The organism is Robertmurraya korlensis NBRC 107688 (assembly GCF_001591645.1).
Taxonomy (GTDB): domain Bacteria; phylum Bacillota; class Bacilli; order Bacillales; family Cytobacillaceae; genus Robertmurraya_A.
The window spans coordinates 392,911-410,184 of sequence record NZ_BCVH01000001.1 but is presented as its reverse complement, the minus strand read 5'-3'; the positions used below and the strand labels follow the sequence as shown (position 1 = coordinate 410,184).

Sequence of the window (17,274 nt, the reverse complement as noted above, 5' to 3'; positions counted from 1 at the left end):
ATATTACAAACATCTTTTCTTGGTGAAGTTTAATACTATTATCTGTTTAAATAACAATCCACCTCAAAAGTGCAACAGAGTTAATTGTATAACATATTTTTACTTTTGTCAAAAAAGCTCCCCATAAGGAGAGCTATGCTAGCTTTTCGTTATTTTGATCATCAACAGGAACCGTTGCATATATTACCTCTAATTCGAGTTCCTTCTGGTACTTCAGCTTGATCTCTTTACTCCAATTAAGTTCATCAGCCATGAAATCAATTACTTTCTCTTTATATGTCTTTACAGTATCAATGTCAAAAAGAAGGGCCCCAGTTCTACGATTAAAGAAGTCAACAGGTGAATATGCCATCTCATGATCGATTGCGTATTTTAATTGGGCAAATAAGGTTACTGGCATGTGATATTTTTGTGCTTGTTCTATATTATTTTTAATAATCATAAACAGGACAGGCACGTTGGATCCATACATTTTGGTTAATTTCTGTGCATCTTTTGTGGATAATCCTACTTCCTCTCCCTTTTTGGCTTGACTAGAAATGTACTTTTCGAATCCTAGACTGCCCCCAACATCGCCTCCAGAAATAGGAAAACCCTTGGTTCGACAGCTTGAAAACGTCACTCCTAAATCTTCCTTGAATTTTTTCACTAATAAGTCAACCACTGTTTCACCCATTTTTCTATAACCTGTTAGCTTTCCACCTGCAATCGTAATTAATCCTGATTTCGATTCCCAGATTTCGTCTTTTCTTGAAATTTCAGAAGGGTTTTTTCCTTCCTCCCAAATTAACGGCCTAACTCCAGCCCAGTTCGACTCAATATCATCAATAGAAATACGAACCGTAGGGAACATATAGTTGATGCTAGCGATAATATAATCTCGATCACTCTTTGTCATTCTAGGGTGAACAATTGATTCGTTATAAAAAGTATCTGTCGTACCAACATAAGTTTTCCCCTCTCTAGGAATGGCAAATACCATTCTACCGTCAGGTGTATCAAAGTAAATAGCTTGCTTGAGAGGAAACCTTTTTTGGTCAATAACGATATGCACACCCTTTGACAGCTTTAACACCTTCCCAGATTTTGACCGATCTAGCTCTCGAATACTATCTACCCAAGGCCCAGAGGCATTAATTACTTTCTTTGCACGAATTTCATATGAATCTCCGTTTATTAAATCACTTACCCTTGCTCCGACGATGCTGCCATGCTCATAAATAAGTTTTTCTACCTTTGTATAATTTATCGCGCATGCCCCCTTATCTACCGCTGCCTTCATCACCTCTATTGTGAGCCTTGCATCATCCGTGCGATATTCCACATAATAACCACCACCCTTTAATCCCTCCTGCTTCACGAGTGGTTCCTTTGTGAGGGTTTCATCCGCAGAAAACATCACTCTTTTCTCCGATTTTTTAACTCCAGCTAAAAAATCATAGACACGTAATCCTAATGAGGTACTTAATTTTCCAAATGTGCCTCCTTGGTGAAAGGGAAGTAGCATCCACTCTGGGGTAGTTACATGTGGACCATTCTCATAAACAATCGCTCTTTCCTTTCCAACCTCCGCGACCATTTTTATTTGAAATTGTTTTAGATAACGCAAACCACCATGAACAAGTTTTGTTGATCGACTAGAAGTACCAGCAGAAAAGTCCTGCATATCAACGACAGCCGTTTTCATTCCGCGAAGGGAGGCATCTAACGCGATGCCAGCTCCCGTTATTCCCCCGCCTATAATTAATACGTCATAATGTTTGGTAGAAAGTTCACTTACTATATATTTTCGTTGCTTGCTTGAAAAGCTCATCCCTTTTTCCCCCTATTAGTCAGTAGAGTAATAAAAAAAGACCACAAAATGCACTATCCATAAAAGATAATGATTTTGTGGTCTCTCCGATTCTCCAACCTGTTATTAACTTACCATTAGTATATCAAATTGTATTCAATAGGTAAAACCTTTATTTACCTTTATTTAAATGCCATTGTTGCATGAACAGCTTTTTTCCATCCAGAATAAAGCTCTTCTCTCTTATCAGAATCCATTTTCGGCTCAAAGGCACGATCAACTGCCCATTGCTTAGCTATATCCTCTCTGCTATTCCAATAGCCAACGGCTAATCCAGCTAGATAAGCGGCTCCAAGTGCAGTTGTTTCGTTTACTTTTGGTCTTTCCACCGGTACGTTCAAGAGGTCAGATTGGAAGCCCATTAGGAAGTCATTCTTAACAGCACCTCCGTCTACTCGTAACGCCTTAAGTTCAATACCCGAGTCTGCTTCCATAGCTGAAAGAACATCCTTTGTTTGATATGCTAACGATTCTAAAGTGGCACGGACAAAATGCTCTTTTGAAGTACCTCTTGTTAACCCAAACACCGCACCACGAACATCGCTATCCCAATACGGCGTACCTAATCCAACAAAGGCTGGAACAACGTACACTCCTTCTGTTGATTCTACTCTCGAAGCGTAGCTTTCACTATCTCCTGCATTCTTTAACATTCTAAGCCCATCACGAAGCCATTGAATGGCAGAACCTGCAACAAAAATACTCCCTTCAAGTGCATACTCAACTTTTCCATCAACCCCCCAGGCTAATGTAGTAAGGAGACCATTCTCAGATTTAACTGCTTTCTCACCAGTATTCATTAGCATAAAGCAGCCTGTTCCATACGTATTTTTAGCCATTCCTTCTCCAAAGCACGCTTGGCCGAATAATGCAGCCTGCTGGTCTCCAGCAATTCCAGCTATCGGAACTTCTCGGCCAAAGAAGTGATAATCTACCGTATGAGCATAAACTTCCGAGGAAGGTCGGACTTCAGGAAGCATTGATTTTGGAACCGTTAAAATATCAAGAAGCTCCTCATCCCATTGTAATTCATAAATATTGTACATTAACGTACGAGACGCATTTGAATAATCGGTTACATGAGCTTTCCCACCTGATAACTTCCATACGAGCCACGTATCAATTGTTCCAAAAAGAAGCTTCCCTTCGTTTGCCTTTTCACGTGCACCTTCAACATGATCTAGTATCCATTTAACCTTTGTTCCCGAGAAATAAGCATCGATGAGTAACCCTGTTTTGTCACGGAATAAATCATTATACCCCTTAGCTCTTAATTCATCACAAATTCCACTTGTTTGTCGGGATTGCCAAACAATCGCATGGTAAATAGGAAGGCCTGTTTCCTTATCCCAAACAACAGCCGTCTCCCGTTGGTTTGTAATCCCTACCCCAGCAATTTGTTCTGGTTTTACATTCGATTCTGACATGACGCTAGCAATAACAGCTAAAATAGACCCCCAAATTTCGTTCGCATTATGCTCAACCCAACCTGGCTTCGGAAATATTTGAGTAAACTCCTTTTGAGCTACGTGAACAATTCCTCCCTCTTTATTAAACAGAATCGCTCTCGAGCTTGTTGTGCCTTGATCCAATGATAAGATGTACTTTTCCATTAAAAGTTCCCCCTAATAATAGATAAAATTTAAAATTTAAGCTGCTTGTGAAGCAGTCGTATTACTTGATTGTTTTTTACCAAAAACATATGATAATACAAGAACAATGACGGAAGCGCCTACTACCGGCCAAGTGTAGGATCCCGCTTTTCCTAGAAAGACGATATTGTAGAAAACTGCTCCTAAAGCACCACCAAGAATTGGGCCAACAACTGGAATCCAGGAATAGGCCCAATTCGAACCACCTTTTCCTGGGATTGGAAGTAGAAAATGGGCAATTCTTGGACCTAGATCACGGGCGGGATTAATTGCATATCCAGTGGTTCCTCCAAGTGACATCCCAATCACCACAATTAAAAGCCCTACTGCAATCGGATTTAGTCCTTCCGTAAAATTATTTGCTCCAATAAATAATAACCCTAAAACTAAAATAAAAGTCCCAAACATCTCACTGAATACGTTTGAAAATGTATGTGGAATAGCTGGACTAGTTGCAAATACACCAAGCTTTGTTCCAGCATCTTCTGTACCCTTCCAATGAGGGAGATAATGAAAAAACACGAAAGTAGCTCCTATAATAGCACCAAGCAATTGAGCAATTATGTAACTTGGTACATCTGCCCATGGAAAACTACCGTTAACCGCAAGCGCAACCGTAACTGCAGGATTGAGATGCGCTCCACTTATAGAGCCTACTGCAAATACAGCCATTGTTACCGCTAGCCCCCACGCTAGAGTAATTACAATCCAACCAGCATTATTGGAGTAACTCCCCTTTAGAGAAGAGCCCGCTCCGATCCCCGCTCCAAACACAATCAAAATCATTGTACCAATCACTTCACCTAAAAATGGTGACATACACATACCCCTTTCTTACCCAATATCAAGCCAGCCCTTTGTAAAAATCGAAAAAAGACCCACGACAGAATACACCTTTTAGGTAATCTGCGTGAGTCTCCTATTCTCCGTCACAAATGATTAACTTGTATTTACAGTATATAAACCTTTGAAAACGCTGTCAATAATTATATGGAAAAATTGCTAAATTTTATAAACTATGGGATTAATAATTTAAAACAAGTCCCATAATTCTTTTTTAGAAGTAGTAATAGAGGTTGCTCCTGCCTCTAATGCATTATTCACTTCATCAATCGTACGAATAAGCCCTCCTGCAAAAATTGGGGTGTCAAGTCTATTTTTTACTTCTTTAATCATCCATGGCATAGCCCCTGGCAATACTTCAATATAATCTGGTTTTGTTTTATTAACAAGCTTATAGCTCTTTTCTAGTGCATGTGAATCTATTAAAAAGATTCTTTGAACAGCAATTACCCCTTTTTGCTTTGCTTTTAAAATGACACTCGATTTTGTAGAGATAATTCCATACGGCTTGATTTCTTGGCAAATATACTCTGTCCCATAATCATCATTTTTTAAACCGTGTATCATATCTACATGAAAGAGTATGTCTTTTCCATGTGCTCTTGCCAACTGATTAATATTTTTCAATTGAGCGATATGCGTTTCAAGGAATACCCCTACTCGATACGGACTTTTTAAAAATAGCTCAAAATCCTTTAAATTTGATGATGCTGGCAATATTTTTTGATCCATTATCTCACATCCTTACCTATTATCTTATTTTGTATATACATATATCTCAAGAATTTTTTAAATTAGACCATCAAAAAAGCCAACCTATGAAACGGTTGACTTTTAGCCTTATGCCTGCTTTTTTGCTTTTACAGTCGCTCTTTTTTTCTTTGGGGCTTCTGCTTCCTTTTTCGGTTTTGTTTTATCAATGGATGCTTGTAGAGCAGCCATCAGATCTGTAACATTTGATTTTTGTTCTTTTTCAACTGGTGCAACAATTTCTTTTCCTGAACGCTTTGATTCAATAAGCTCCATAAGAGCGGTTCGATAATCATCCGTGTATTTCCCCGGGTCAAATGTTGTAGTTAACTGATCAATCAACATTATAGCGGTATCCAGTTCTTTTTCTGTTACTTTATCTTCTGCTGGAACATTCGGGACATCAGCAGCCGATCTAACCTCGTCAGGGAAATGAATCGTCTCCATAACTAAGGCATTTTCATATACTCGTATCACAGCCATCTGTTCTTTTGAACGAATAATGATCTTAGCTATCCCGACCTTTTCTGATTCTAAGAGCGCTTTTCTTAGTAAGGAGTAAGCCTTCCCTCCTCCATCACTCGGAGACATATAATAGCTTCGATCATAATAGACTGGATCAATTTCCTCCATTTTTACGAAATCAATGATCTCGACTGCCTTTTCTTCGTTTTCTTTTTTTAGCTTTTCAAAATCCTCGTCTTCAAGAATGACAAATTTACCTTTTGTGTACTCGTAAGCTCGAACAATTTCTTCCTGTTTCACTTCTTCATCACAAATAGGGCAAGTCTTTTCATATTTAATGGGTGAGTGACACTTCTTGTGTAATGTCCGAAGCTTGATATCCTTATCCTCTGTCGCTGAATGAAGCTTGATTGGGATATTTACGAGACCAAAACTTATACTCCCTTTCCAAATTGTATGCATGTGCATTCTCCATTCCTATTAGTCATTTTTTATTATCATTGCTTTATTAAGCCTTGCTATCCTACTAACTAATTGGAAAAAGAGTAAGGATATGATTAAGTAGGAAAACTAATAGTAAGGAGCGTGATCCATATGAAACCAATGCTACCTACGCTAACTTTTGAGGTACCGCAGGGGGAAAATTGGAACTACGAAGTAAAATATGATGGTTTCCGTGCCCTTTTACTATGGGATGAAGAGGTAAAACTAATCAGCAGGAATGGAAATTCCCTGCTAGAGATATTTCCAGAGATCAAACTTTACCTTGAAAACAATTATGAGGTTTTTAAAAAATTCCTCCCCTTAGCGTTAGATGGGGAGTTAGTATATCTTGAAAATGAATTCAAAGCACAATTTAGCACCATTCAAGTTCGTGGGAGAATGAGAAGCGAAAAGAAAATTCTCGAAAAAGCTTTACACGCTCCATGCCGACTCCTTGTGTTTGATTTACTATCATTAAACGGAACATCTTTCAGTGGTAGAAATTATACTGAACGGAAACTAGCACTTCAAAAGCTTTTTGCAGCCTGTAATTTACCTAATAAACCCGACCCGATAAGTACTGATTTACTACAGCTTATTCCCGCATATAAGAACTATCAATCCCTTTGGGAACAAGTCGTATTACATGACGGGGAAGGAATTGTTGCCAAGCAGGATAGAAACATATGGGAAGAAGGCAAAAGAACAACTCTTTGGCTAAAGTTTAAAAACTTTAAATATGTTTCCTGCTTTGTAACAGCCTACGAAAAGTCTAATGGGTATTTCTATGTCGGAGTTTACAAAGATTCCAAAATATATCCGATTGGACAGTTTTTATTTGGAATTAAGCCCGAGGAAAAACAAGCACTCTTTCAAATCATTAAAGAAAATAAAACAAACGAGGACGACCGGTTCATTCACGTCCAACCAGCCATCTGCTTGGAGATTAAGTATTTAGAACTTTATGATGAACAAATGCGAGAACCTCATTTTGAACGGTTTCGATTTGATCTTTCCCCTGAGGATTGTACGTTTGATAAATTTGTTCACCAACAAAAGAATTTACCTCAGGATATTGATATTACCCATCCAGATAAGCCGTTATGGGAAACCCCTGCAGTAAAGAAGATTGATTTTATTCGTTATTTGCAGGAAATCTCACCGTATATATTGCCATTTTTACAAAATCGCTTATTAACTGTACTACGTTATCCACACGGAATGTTTGGTGAAGCCTTTTATCAAAAGAATTGCCCAGATTATGCACCTGATTTTGTTCAAACATCATTACATGAAGGGATTAATTATATTGTTTGTAACAATTTAAAAACCTTATTATGGTTAGGAAACCAGCTAGCCTTTGAGTTCCACATTCCCTTTCAAACTCTTTCTAGTAAAGGACCAAGTGAAATTGTATTAGACTTGGACCCGCCTTCACGAAAGGAGTTTAAACTAGCCATTAAAGCTGCTCAAATGATCAAGGAAGTGCTTGATCAACTTCATCTTATAGGGTTTGTAAAAACATCAGGAAATAAAGGACTACAAATTTATATCCCACTTCCCGAAAATGAATATTCTTATGATGATACAAGGCTTTTTACAGAATTTATAGCAGAATATCTAATTTCAAAAGCACCGGAATCCTTTACAATCGAGCGCTTAAAGAGAAACCGGCAGAATAAATTATATGTTGACTATATTCAGCATGCAGCAGGGAAAACCATAGTGGCTCCTTATTCTGCTCGGGGAAATGAAACGGCAGCTCTAGCTACACCGCTATTTTGGGATGAGGTAAATGACGATCTTCGTATGGAGGATTTTACTATTCTAAACATGATGAAACGTATAAATGAAAAAGGTGATCCATTTCAATCATATTTCGAGACGAAGAAAAAACAAAATTTTTCACCAATTCTCGAATTTTTAAAACAAAAAAAATAGCCGGGATTTCCCGGCCTACAACCATTCGTTTAACACCTGTTTAGAATGTTCTTCCAAGCTCTTATACTGACTGATTTCTTTTGTTATTTCTTCTTTCTTCACATAAGAAAATATTTGTTGCTCCAACTGAATTTCTACTTGAAGTCGGTGTGTAAAGGTCGCATTCCCGATCAAGTCAATTTTGTAAGATTCATCTACTTTATGTGCCACACAGCGTACCTTCCCGCCTGGGTTGTACACCTCTACCGGTTGCTCAAACTCATTTATACCAAGCAAACAAGTGACAAGCGTGGAAGCAGACATTGCCGTTCCGCATGCATTGGTAAAGCCCACTCCTCTTTCAAAGGTACGAACAAAGATACTTCCTTCCGAAAGAGGCTTTACGAAGCTCACGTTAACTCCATCTGGAAATAACTCATTGGGGTTGTTTACCTTCTCACTTATATCTTTTTGTATATTTGATTGAATTTGTTCTTTCGTTACAATTCCAATCAGATGAGGGTTAGGTACAGCTACAGCTGTATACGAGATTTCTGAAAGACCCTGTATTTTTTCATTGATTAATGTTTTTTGATCAAGATGTAATGGAAGATCTTTAAGCTCAAACGAAACAGGAGAGATTTCGACCTGATATGTTGGAATTTCATCGAGAATACTTTCTCGCTCTTTCACTTCAAGATTTGCTTTCATCGTTTCGATAATCGCACTCTGGATGGAAAGTTTTTCGCACACATAACGGGCCACACAGCGTAATCCGTTTCCACACATAGACGCCTCTGAGCCATCAGCATTAAACACCCTCATTTTAGCATCTGAATGATCACTGTTTAAAACAAATAATATTCCATCTGCCCCAATACCCTTTTCTCTGTTACAAAGAAGCAACGCTAGCTCGGATCGCTGCTCTTCAGTAAATAAAGGATTTTCCATTTCATCAATAATGAGGAAGTCATTATTTGACCCATGACATTTTAATAATTCTATAACCACATTCAAACCCCCGTAAAAAAACATATTGATATTTTACATTTCCTCTATTGTACAATAAAGTAATGGTGTAGAGCAGTATGTTTATATCTTATAGGTAACAAATATCTTCAAGAAACACTCGGTTTGACCAGTTGATTGCTTCTGCATATAGTTTGAATAAATCTGTTTCCATAATCTTAAGCTTTTTGCATAAATCACCAATCATTTTCCACTGTGCTTTTTCAACGGCAACAGCAAGATCCAATACATCTTTATACTCGTTCTGCTCCCCCATTAATGCTTTTACCATTTCCTCGTTTAGCGGAAGGGAATCAATCATTTTGTCTAATGGGATCGTTTTTACCGAATTCATAAAAGAAAGAATACCCGACATAAAGTATCCCGCTATTTTTTCGGATTGACCATTTCGTAATCTCCCAATTCCCTCACACAACCTTCCTCTTGTTAAGCACAGTTTTGCCACATCTAAGGAGAGATGGGAGGTTTGAGTTAATTCTTCTCTAGCAGCTAATACATATATCCAATTCTCTATTTCAAACGGCCCAAACTGTTCGACCGCTTGACGAATATGATAAATTTTTTCTTTTACTTTATACGCAGGAGAATTAATTAATTTTAGAATTTTGTATGATAAAGATGGATCTCTTTCAAGAAATTCGATAATATCATTAACAGTGGTTTTTTCCTTTGAAATAAATGAACTCATTTCAATATAAGAGGTAAAACAAGCTGGGATCTCAAATGTTGAGAAAATGGCAGGCTTTGAAAAGTAATATCCCTGAAACAGACTATACCCATTTGATTTTGCTTCCAGATATTCTTCATTCGTTTCTATCTTTTCTGCAATCAAAGTGGTATTAGAAGCTAGCGCCCTTTTATTTATTATGTCCCGAAGGTTCTCATCTGTTTTTTGGAAATCCACCTTCATATAATCAACTTGTCCTAATATCTCCTCTACAAAAGGATTCAGTTCCTCCATCATATGAGAATTTATTGCAATTCTATAATGATTTTTCTTCATTTCTTTGATGATTTCTAATAAGTTTCTACTAGGACGTGTAGTTTCTACTAGCTCTACAACTACTTTTTTCGAACAAACATAAGAAGGCAACCTCATATCTAAAAGCTTCTCAGTAAAATTAATAAAACAAGGCCTTCCTTCAGAAAGGGCATCTATCCCTATATTTAGAAAGCTATTAATAATCAACTCAGTTGTAGCACGGTCCCCATCTATATTAGGAAATTCATTTATATTCGTATTTCGATAAAGCAACTCGTAAGCAAAAATCCCTTCTTGCTGATTAAATATCGGTTGCCTTGCAACAAAAACTTCCATCTTACTCCCTCCGACCATGGCTCTTCTTTGGCGAATATATATATTTTATCGGAGGCAAAGCATGGATACTGTCGAAGTTTGTAACCAGAGAGAATTTTATTGCCATAAAAAAATAAGGAGTATCTCAAAAAAGAGATACCCCTGCCGTTCATATATAATGTGTAAAGAAATTTACAAGAAATAAAAAAGCTATCACATAAAGAGGAACAGAAACGTCTTTCGCCTTTCCTATTGCTATCTTTACGAGCGGATATAAAATAAATCCAATTGCTATCCCATCAGCAATACTATAGGTAAATGGGATCATCACAATCATAATTAAAGCCGGAAAGGTCTCGCTTAAATCCTTCATATCAAGGTTACGTATATTCTGTAGCATTAATCCACCGATAATAATGAGGATTGGTGCGATTGCCGAGTTAGGTATCCACTTAAAAACCGGGATAAAAAATGCTGATACGGCAAATAGCAGACCTGTTGTTACAGAGGATAATCCTGTCTTCCCACCTGCAGCCATACTGGATACACTTTCAACTGTAGAGACAGTTGGACTAGTTCCGAAAATAGCTGATACAAAAGCAGAAACAGAATTCGCTTGTAAACCTTTGGAAAACTTTTCTGGTCGATTGATAAATTGAGCATGACCATGAACCAATCCGACATTCTCAAATATAAGAACCATAGATAATGAGAAAACCGCAACCCAAAAGGAAAAAGTAAACACTTTAGCAAACGACATAGCCCCAAAAACTTCCACGTATTCGCTGAATGCGAAACTTGCTTGACTGTCCCCAGACACATGAATCGTCCCAAAAACCCAAGCAATTAGTGTTCCAATGGCAACCGTAATGAGAAAGTTTCCTGGAACTCCCCTTAAAAACAATATCACCGCGATTACAAATGTGATGATAGAAGCCAATACACTAGGTTCGTTTAACGCACCAAGTGCTATTAAACTATTAGTTCCCTTTACAACTAAACCAGCTTTTTCGAGACCAATAAACATGAGGAATAGCCCCAAACCAACCGTTATCGCTTCCTTTAATGATTGCGGTATCGCACGACTAAGCTTAGCAGATAAGCTAGTAAAGGCAACTACCATAAAAACGACTCCTGATACAAACACAACCGCTAACGCTTCCTGCCATGAGAGACCCATTGTTTGCACGATAGTATAAGAAAACAGTGCATTAATCCCCATTCCAGGTACAAGAATAATCGGTGCATTGGCCCACAAGCCCATTAGAAGACAACCGACAACTGATGTAAGAATTGTGGCGATTATGGCTCCTTCAAGCGGAATACCTGCTTCAGATAAGATAAGCGAATTAACTGCCACTATATAAACAATCGTGAAAAATCCGATTGTTCCGGCTGCTAGCTCCTTTTGAATAGATGATTCATGCGCTTCAATTCTAAAAAAACGATGTAACCAAGCACTTATCATATTGATTCCAATCTATTTAATTAGCCCTCTCCCTACCCGCTTTCACTCTATAAACAAGAGTCAGCCACAATCATATATATTATCACATTATGAATTCCCTGCCAATTCCTAGTTAAGGTAGTCTCATCAATTCTTTATACAAATTTTCTTTATCCAGGGCGCCAGTCACTTTATTTCTTATCACTCCTGTTGAATCAATAAAATAACTTGTTGGATATGCCAAAATTTCATACTTAGCCGAGACTTCTCCCTCTTCGTCTAGTAATATAGGGAAGGTTAACTTTTGGTCCTCGACAAAGTTTCTGACATCCTCTAGACTATTTTCCGTGTTTGTCATATTCAACGCTAAAATAACAATCCCTTCATCCACATGTTCTTTATATAACTCTTCCATATGTGGCATTTCAGCTTTACATGGTGGACACCAACTTGCCCAAAAATTTAAGAGAACCTTCTTTCCTCGATAATCGGAAAGGTTCGCTATGTTCCCATTTAAATCCATCACTTGAAAGTTCGGGGATTGATTCTCCAGTTTAATACCTACTGGAAGGCTATCAGCATCCTTAATGACTTCATATTTATTTTCGTCTACTTTGCTTATTAACCCCTTCTCCTGTAATAAAAATTTGTCTACGACAAACAGAAGTACGACAATCAATGAAATGATAATAAAAAATTTTTTCATTATTACTCCTCCACAAAAAACCAACCTCAGGTTGAAGTTGGTTTCATCATACTATAACTATCTGAATTATTCTATCTCACTGCTCAATGGTTTCTGTAGCGATAGATTTTCGTTAGAATGGCAAGGAGAATTACCTTTTCTATATCCGTTACTTGGTCACTTACTGTAAGTATGGGTGTATTAACATCCTTGATATGCTTGTCCCAGTCACGAGGAAGATACCCACGCCTTACTCTCGCCAATAGTTCTCCTCGATCATTACATAATTTAACGTCTGTAAATAAGGAAGAAGATTGTACGAATACCTCTTTTGTAGACATTTTGGAATCAATCACATACCTTTTAGATGATTTCCTTTGAACAGTCGCAACACATTTATTTCCATCGTTTATGGAAACATTCTTTCCTTTCAGTATAAAGGTGTATATTTCTTCATTAAACATAGAAAAAGCATATGCTTTTGGAAAAAATTGATCTAAAAAATAAGGGATGAACCATCGGAGTTTATGTTGATAAATATCCTTTATTTCACCACTAAGTTGCCCATCTTGTCTAAAAAGTAGCATCCTTAAAGAGGGTGCTGGTAGAAACTGAATTGCCATAGAAGAACTAACGATAGACTCTTCCAATTTTTCCACAACTGGCTCTTTCGAATCTTCCATTCTATGTTTATTGACTAGATATATTTGATAAGATATAAAACTGTACAAAATAAAAGGTAAAGTAAGCAGGAGAATAATATGGTGTTGATTCAGAATTATGCCGACACATATTAAGAGAAATGGTGGTATGAGTGCAACAATGCTAGCATGCAAACTCGTCATTGCTGCGTCATGATAATAAGTATAAATTTTCATAATACAGTCTCCTTAGAAAGATTTCCCTTATTCATTCTATGAAACTGTTTCTCTATTCATGATAATTCTTATTATCCTTCCATCCTTACTTTTGTTCGTTGAATAATATTCTTTGTTTTTCTCCAACCCGATCCAATAATAGATGTTATTTTCTTCTCGACTTTCCCGGCTCCATATAGATAGCGCAGATAAAAAAATTGAATAACCTCTTCAAGAAACAAGAGAGTAATAAAAGGTGTGATCGCAAGTAATACCCATATCGTCACAATAATTTCCTCCCTGTAAATGTATTTACAGCCTATCAAAAGAAATTCTCCCTATGAAACTAGTCTTTTGCTTATTTATCAGTTTAAAGCTGCATAATAGCTTTAATACTAGTTAGCCCATCCTCATATCCTAGTTGATATAGCTCTTCTAGTTTTATGGCATTTCTCTCGATTCGGCCAACCCTAATCGGCCTTGAAGGCCGAATCACCAGTACATTTCCCTTTTGTTCCTCCTGGATAATTTCGTTTATTGTATGATTGTACATTTTATATCGATTCATTATCGCTCTTTGTAGACCCGGATAATGGGGATACATCTTCTTTACAAGAAAGCTGAATCGCGATGGTTTTTTCAAGTATCCTTCGTTTCGGGTTAACACTACCACGTTTTTCCCAAATCCATCACTCTGTGCTTTTTTTAAAGGGATGGAGTCACTTATTCCTCCATCTAATAGGTATCTATCTTTAAAACGTATTTCTTGTGAAACAAACGGCAGAGAACTTGATGCTTTTAATACGGTTAGCATCTCTTGGCCGTAATCGTTTTTATTAAAATACACAGGATTACCCGATGCACAGTCAGTTGTTCCAATTACAAATTCTGACTGGTTTTCATAAAAGGCTTTAAAGTCAAACGGGATCAGCTTAGAAGGGATTTCATGAAAGATAAAATCCATTCCAAATAACTCTCTTTTTTTAAAATAATTTTGTAAAGAGAGATAACGAGGATCTGATATATACTCGATATTCACCCTTTTATTTCTCCCTTTTTGCTGGGATAAATACGACGCAGCATTACAAGCACCGGCAGAAACTCCAATAACATATTGGAATGTTAACCCATTTTCTAGGAAGCTCTCTAACACTCCTGCTGTATATACTCCGCGCATTCCACCGCCTTCTAATACAAGACCTGTTCCATCTACTAACACTTGATTACTTCCTTTCTACATACCCTTCATTTACATATTATAACAAATATCAAAATTCTTACATACAAAAAAGCCCAGAATCTTCTAGGCCTTTAACTAATCATTATCGAATAAGTCGGAAAATGAGCGGAATTCGATAAGATGTACCTTCGTAGGCTTTAACAGCTCCAATAATTGTAAAGATAAATCCGGCCACCCCTACTACCCAAATGGTTAGGAAACCGATTAAGACCATCATCAATATAACACTTACAAATGCATAGACTGTGTAAGATATCAAAAAGTTCAAGTACTCTTTCCCATGGTAATCAATGTATGACGACGAATCTTTTTTGATAAGCCAAATTAATAAAGGCCCAATAAACACCGTAAAAAAGCTTATCACATAAATCGCAGCTGCCAAGGTTCTTTCCTCATTTGTTGGCATGATATTTCACTCCTTTTTATCCTATAGTATTATCTACGGTTGAAATTATGAAAGGTTTCAGGACTTTATGTACAAATATATTGGCTTGAATAGTTCTTGTTTGGGACATGCAACCATACATATATAGTAGTCAACTTATAGAGAGGTGAAGCAGCAAATGATGTCGAAAATCGAGGCATTTATACTAGGGATTATCCAGGGCTTAACCGAATTTATACCTATCTCTAGTACGGGTCATCTATATTTGGGAAGGCATTTGTTTGGCCTTGACGAAGCAGGTATTTTTTTAGATACAATGCTTCATATCGGTACGCTATTAGCCGTTTTGGTTATTTATAAAAATGAACTTATCACGATTATAAAAAATCCTTTTGGAAGGCTTTCAAAACTTGTTATCATTGGTACCATTCCTGCCGTAGTTGTTGGGCTTTTATTAAGTGATTTATTTGATTCCATTTCGAAAACGGGAGTCACGATTGGCTGGGAGTTTATTATTACCGGGATGGTTTTATGGATTGCAGAGGGGGTTCGCCGTGGCGGAAAAACGTTACATTGCATTACATACGGAGATGCTTTATTTATTGGAACCTTCCAGGCTGCTGCCATCTTCCCTGCTGTCTCACGGTCAGGATTAACCATCGCGGCTGGTTTGTTTAGAAAGCTCGATCGCGAAACGGCTGCATACTTCTCATTTCTCCTTTCCATTCCAGCAATTGCTGGTGGAGTGGTATTACAATTTGGGGAATTAGCATCCGGACAAGTTGAAAGTATCAGTTTTAGCAGTCTTCTTGTTGCCACGCTTGCATCCGCTTTGTTTGGCTATATTGCAGTAGTTTGGATGATTAACTTTCTTAAGAAGCATTCGTTACGTTTTTTTGCTGTTTATGTATGGATATTAGGACTAATTATTATTATCTTACAGTTGATGAGAATTTTTTAATTAACTCACCTTTTGGTGAGTTTTTTTGATTCTAATAGGAGATAAATAGCATGTAATATATAGAGAGATTATAAATGAAAGTTAGGTAGAAAAAATGAACAAACTTTTATTAAAAAACGCTCATATTTACCCTATTACTTCTAAACCGATTCATTGCGGTGATATTTTAATCGAGCAAGGGAAAATAAGTAAAATTAGTTCCAAAATCGCGTCAGACGGCACAACAAAGATAATTGATTGCAACGGCTATTATTTACTTCCTGGGTTTATTGATACTCATACTCATTTAGGTCTTTATGATGAAGGAACTGGATGGGCTGGTAACGATGCAAACGAAACAATAGATCCAATGAGTCCTCATGTTCGTGCCATTGATGGTGTGTATCCTCTCGACCCTGCCTTTTCTGATGCCATCAAGCATGGGATCACCACCGCTCATGTCATGCCAGGAAGTGCAAACGTTATTGGTGGAACCACTTCCGTGATTAAAACATTTGGAAAAAATATTGAAAAGATGATAGAACAAGAAACAGCGGGCTTAAAAATTGCTTTAGGAGAAAATCCAAAAAGAATCCATAGTCAAGGGAATAATGATTCCATTACACGAATGGGAATAATGGGAATGCTTCGAGAGAAGTTTAGAGAAGTTCAGTATTGTGACAATCCAGATTTGCTACGTATTGCCCCGATTGTTATGGCTTTGAAGCGAGAGATACCTGTTCGAATTCATGCACATCGTGCAGATGATATCATTTCGGCCGTTCGATTTGCTGAAGAATTCAACCTAGACTTACGAATAGAGCATTGTACCGAGGGCCATCTTGTTGCAGAAGAATTGCAGGGACTAGGACTGAAGGTTTCAGTAGGTCCAACTCTAACTAGGCGTTCAAAGATAGAACTTAAAAATAAAAGCTGGAAGACTTATCAGGAATTAACTGACCACGGAGTGGAAGTCTCCATTACAACGGATCATCCATACACCCCCATCCAATATTTAAATGTTTGTGCAGCCATTGCTACTCGAGAAGGATTGCCAGAACAAAAAGCATTAGAAGGAATTACTATATTACCAGCACGAAATTTACGCCTTGATGATCAAATTGGAAGTATCGAGGTTGGAAAAGAAGCCGACCTCGTTCTTTGGAGTCATCATCCTTTCCACTTTTTATCAAAACCAAAATGGACAATGATCAAAGGTACGATTGTCTATAGTCAAGCCTGATATTTGTAGGATTTTGTCTGTCAAAAATTGACGATAAAAATAGATGTTTTTCTATGCATTTTCCTATTCCAATCGGTAATAAATTTTAGTATGATACTTTAGTGAGTAATATGTAGTTATTTTATTAGAATAAAAATATAGCAAGACTAGGGAAGGCAAATGGTGCGCCACCAGGTATCTGGTTCT

General features: G+C 37.3%; 16 protein-coding genes. 3 read left to right on the top strand and 13 right to left on the bottom strand.

Annotated elements, in window-relative coordinates:
* Positions 1–133: 133 nt before the first annotated feature.
* The 5 genes from BKO01S_RS02035 to ku all read right to left on the bottom strand — a co-directional run bounded on the left by BKO01S_RS02035 (position 134) and on the right by ku (position 6,024).
* Positions 134–1,813, bottom strand: coding sequence for a glycerol-3-phosphate dehydrogenase/oxidase (locus tag BKO01S_RS02035; protein WP_066047948.1), 1,680 nt, complete (start codon positions 1,811–1,813; stop codon positions 134–136).
* 161 nt (positions 1,814–1,974) lie between these two features.
* Entirely contained in the window at positions 1,975–3,465 is a 1,491-nt protein-coding gene (glpK, locus tag BKO01S_RS02030) for a glycerol kinase GlpK (RefSeq protein WP_066047946.1), read from the bottom strand.
* 36 nt (positions 3,466–3,501) lie between these two features.
* Entirely contained in the window at positions 3,502–4,323 is an 822-nt protein-coding gene (locus tag BKO01S_RS02025) for an MIP/aquaporin family protein (RefSeq protein WP_066047944.1), read from the bottom strand.
* A gap of 213 nt (positions 4,324–4,536) precedes the next feature.
* Positions 4,537–5,079 (bottom strand): glycerol-3-phosphate responsive antiterminator, encoded by a 543-nt coding sequence (locus tag BKO01S_RS02020; RefSeq protein WP_066047942.1) that lies wholly within the window; start codon positions 5,077–5,079, stop codon positions 4,537–4,539.
* 108 nt (positions 5,080–5,187) lie between these two features.
* Positions 5,188–6,024, bottom strand: a complete 837-nt coding sequence (gene ku / locus BKO01S_RS02015) for a non-homologous end joining protein Ku (protein ID WP_066047940.1) — start codon at positions 6,022–6,024, stop codon at positions 5,188–5,190.
* 132 nt (positions 6,025–6,156) lie between these two features.
* On the opposite strand from ku, the gene BKO01S_RS02010 reads away from it, so the two are divergent.
* Complete coding sequence (locus BKO01S_RS02010) at positions 6,157–7,986, top strand: DNA ligase D (protein WP_066047938.1); 1,830 nt, start codon at positions 6,157–6,159, stop codon at positions 7,984–7,986.
* Between the two features lie 15 nt (positions 7,987–8,001).
* Here BKO01S_RS02010 and dapF read toward each other — a convergent pair whose 3' ends face one another.
* The 8 genes from dapF to BKO01S_RS01970 all read right to left on the bottom strand — a co-directional run bounded on the left by dapF (position 8,002) and on the right by BKO01S_RS01970 (position 14,926).
* Positions 8,002–8,976 carry a diaminopimelate epimerase gene (gene dapF / locus BKO01S_RS02005; RefSeq protein ID WP_066047936.1) on the bottom strand — a complete coding sequence of 325 codons (975 nt, stop codon included), beginning with the start codon at positions 8,974–8,976 and terminating at the stop codon, positions 8,002–8,004.
* 88 nt (positions 8,977–9,064) lie between these two features.
* On the bottom strand, positions 9,065–10,312 hold the full coding sequence (locus BKO01S_RS02000) for an EAL and HDOD domain-containing protein (RefSeq protein WP_066047934.1): 1,248 nt from the start codon (positions 10,310–10,312) through the stop codon (positions 9,065–9,067).
* Positions 10,313–10,460: 148 nt separating this feature from the next.
* Positions 10,461–11,756, bottom strand: coding sequence for an NCS2 family permease (locus BKO01S_RS01995; RefSeq protein WP_157077294.1), 1,296 nt, complete (start codon positions 11,754–11,756; stop codon positions 10,461–10,463).
* A 115-nt stretch (positions 11,757–11,871) separates the two neighbouring features.
* Entirely contained in the window at positions 11,872–12,444 is a 573-nt protein-coding gene (locus tag BKO01S_RS01990) for a TlpA disulfide reductase family protein (RefSeq protein ID WP_066047930.1), read from the bottom strand.
* Between the two features lie 83 nt (positions 12,445–12,527).
* Positions 12,528–13,301: a hypothetical protein gene (locus tag BKO01S_RS01985; RefSeq protein ID WP_066047929.1), complete on the bottom strand. Its 774-nt coding sequence runs from the start codon at positions 13,299–13,301 to the stop codon at positions 12,528–12,530.
* Between the two features lie 71 nt (positions 13,302–13,372).
* A complete protein-coding gene (locus BKO01S_RS01980) occupies positions 13,373–13,567 on the bottom strand; it encodes a hypothetical protein (protein ID WP_066047928.1) in 195 nt (64 codons plus the stop codon).
* 83 nt (positions 13,568–13,650) lie between these two features.
* On the bottom strand, positions 13,651–14,499 hold the full coding sequence (locus BKO01S_RS01975) for a patatin-like phospholipase family protein (protein ID WP_084361905.1): 849 nt from the start codon (positions 14,497–14,499) through the stop codon (positions 13,651–13,653).
* Positions 14,500–14,602: 103 nt separating this feature from the next.
* A complete protein-coding gene (locus BKO01S_RS01970) occupies positions 14,603–14,926 on the bottom strand; it encodes a DUF4870 domain-containing protein (RefSeq protein WP_066047926.1) in 324 nt (107 codons plus the stop codon).
* A gap of 160 nt (positions 14,927–15,086) precedes the next feature.
* Between BKO01S_RS01970 and BKO01S_RS01965 the strand changes: the two genes are divergently transcribed.
* Together BKO01S_RS01965 and BKO01S_RS01960 are read left to right on the top strand one after the other, a co-directional pair.
* A complete protein-coding gene (locus BKO01S_RS01965) occupies positions 15,087–15,866 on the top strand; it encodes an undecaprenyl-diphosphate phosphatase (RefSeq protein ID WP_066049492.1) in 780 nt (259 codons plus the stop codon).
* A gap of 94 nt (positions 15,867–15,960) precedes the next feature.
* A complete protein-coding gene (locus BKO01S_RS01960) occupies positions 15,961–17,088 on the top strand; it encodes an amidohydrolase (protein WP_066047924.1) in 1,128 nt (375 codons plus the stop codon).
* Positions 17,089–17,274 lie beyond the last annotated feature (186 nt).

What these genes read in the sequence shown, in the direction of transcription:
- BKO01S_RS02000 (WP_066047934.1), bottom strand. Translation starts at nt 10,312, where the DNA reads ATGGAAGTTTTTGTTGCAAGGCAACCGATATTTAATCAGCAAGAAGGG.
- BKO01S_RS01990 (WP_066047930.1), bottom strand. Translation starts at nt 12,444, where the DNA reads ATGAAAAAATTTTTTATTATCATTTCATTGATTGTCGTACTTCTGTTT.
- BKO01S_RS01985 (WP_066047929.1), bottom strand. Translation starts at nt 13,301, where the DNA reads ATGAAAATTTATACTTATTATCATGACGCAGCAATGACGAGTTTGCAT.
- glpK (WP_066047946.1), bottom strand. Translation starts at nt 3,465, where the DNA reads ATGGAAAAGTACATCTTATCATTGGATCAAGGCACAACAAGCTCGAGA.
- BKO01S_RS02035 (WP_066047948.1), bottom strand. Translation starts at nt 1,813, where the DNA reads ATGAGCTTTTCAAGCAAGCAACGAAAATATATAGTAAGTGAACTTTCT.
- BKO01S_RS02010 (WP_066047938.1), top strand. Translation starts at nt 6,157, where the DNA reads ATGAAACCAATGCTACCTACGCTAACTTTTGAGGTACCGCAGGGGGAA.
- ku (WP_066047940.1), bottom strand. Translation starts at nt 6,024, where the DNA reads ATGCATACAATTTGGAAAGGGAGTATAAGTTTTGGTCTCGTAAATATC.
- BKO01S_RS01970 (WP_066047926.1), bottom strand. Translation starts at nt 14,926, where the DNA reads ATGCCAACAAATGAGGAAAGAACCTTGGCAGCTGCGATTTATGTGATA.
- BKO01S_RS02025 (WP_066047944.1), bottom strand. Translation starts at nt 4,323, where the DNA reads ATGTCACCATTTTTAGGTGAAGTGATTGGTACAATGATTTTGATTGTG.
- BKO01S_RS02020 (WP_066047942.1), bottom strand. Translation starts at nt 5,079, where the DNA reads ATGGATCAAAAAATATTGCCAGCATCATCAAATTTAAAGGATTTTGAG.
- BKO01S_RS01960 (WP_066047924.1), top strand. Translation starts at nt 15,961, where the DNA reads ATGAACAAACTTTTATTAAAAAACGCTCATATTTACCCTATTACTTCT.
- BKO01S_RS01965 (WP_066049492.1), top strand. Translation starts at nt 15,087, where the DNA reads ATGTCGAAAATCGAGGCATTTATACTAGGGATTATCCAGGGCTTAACC.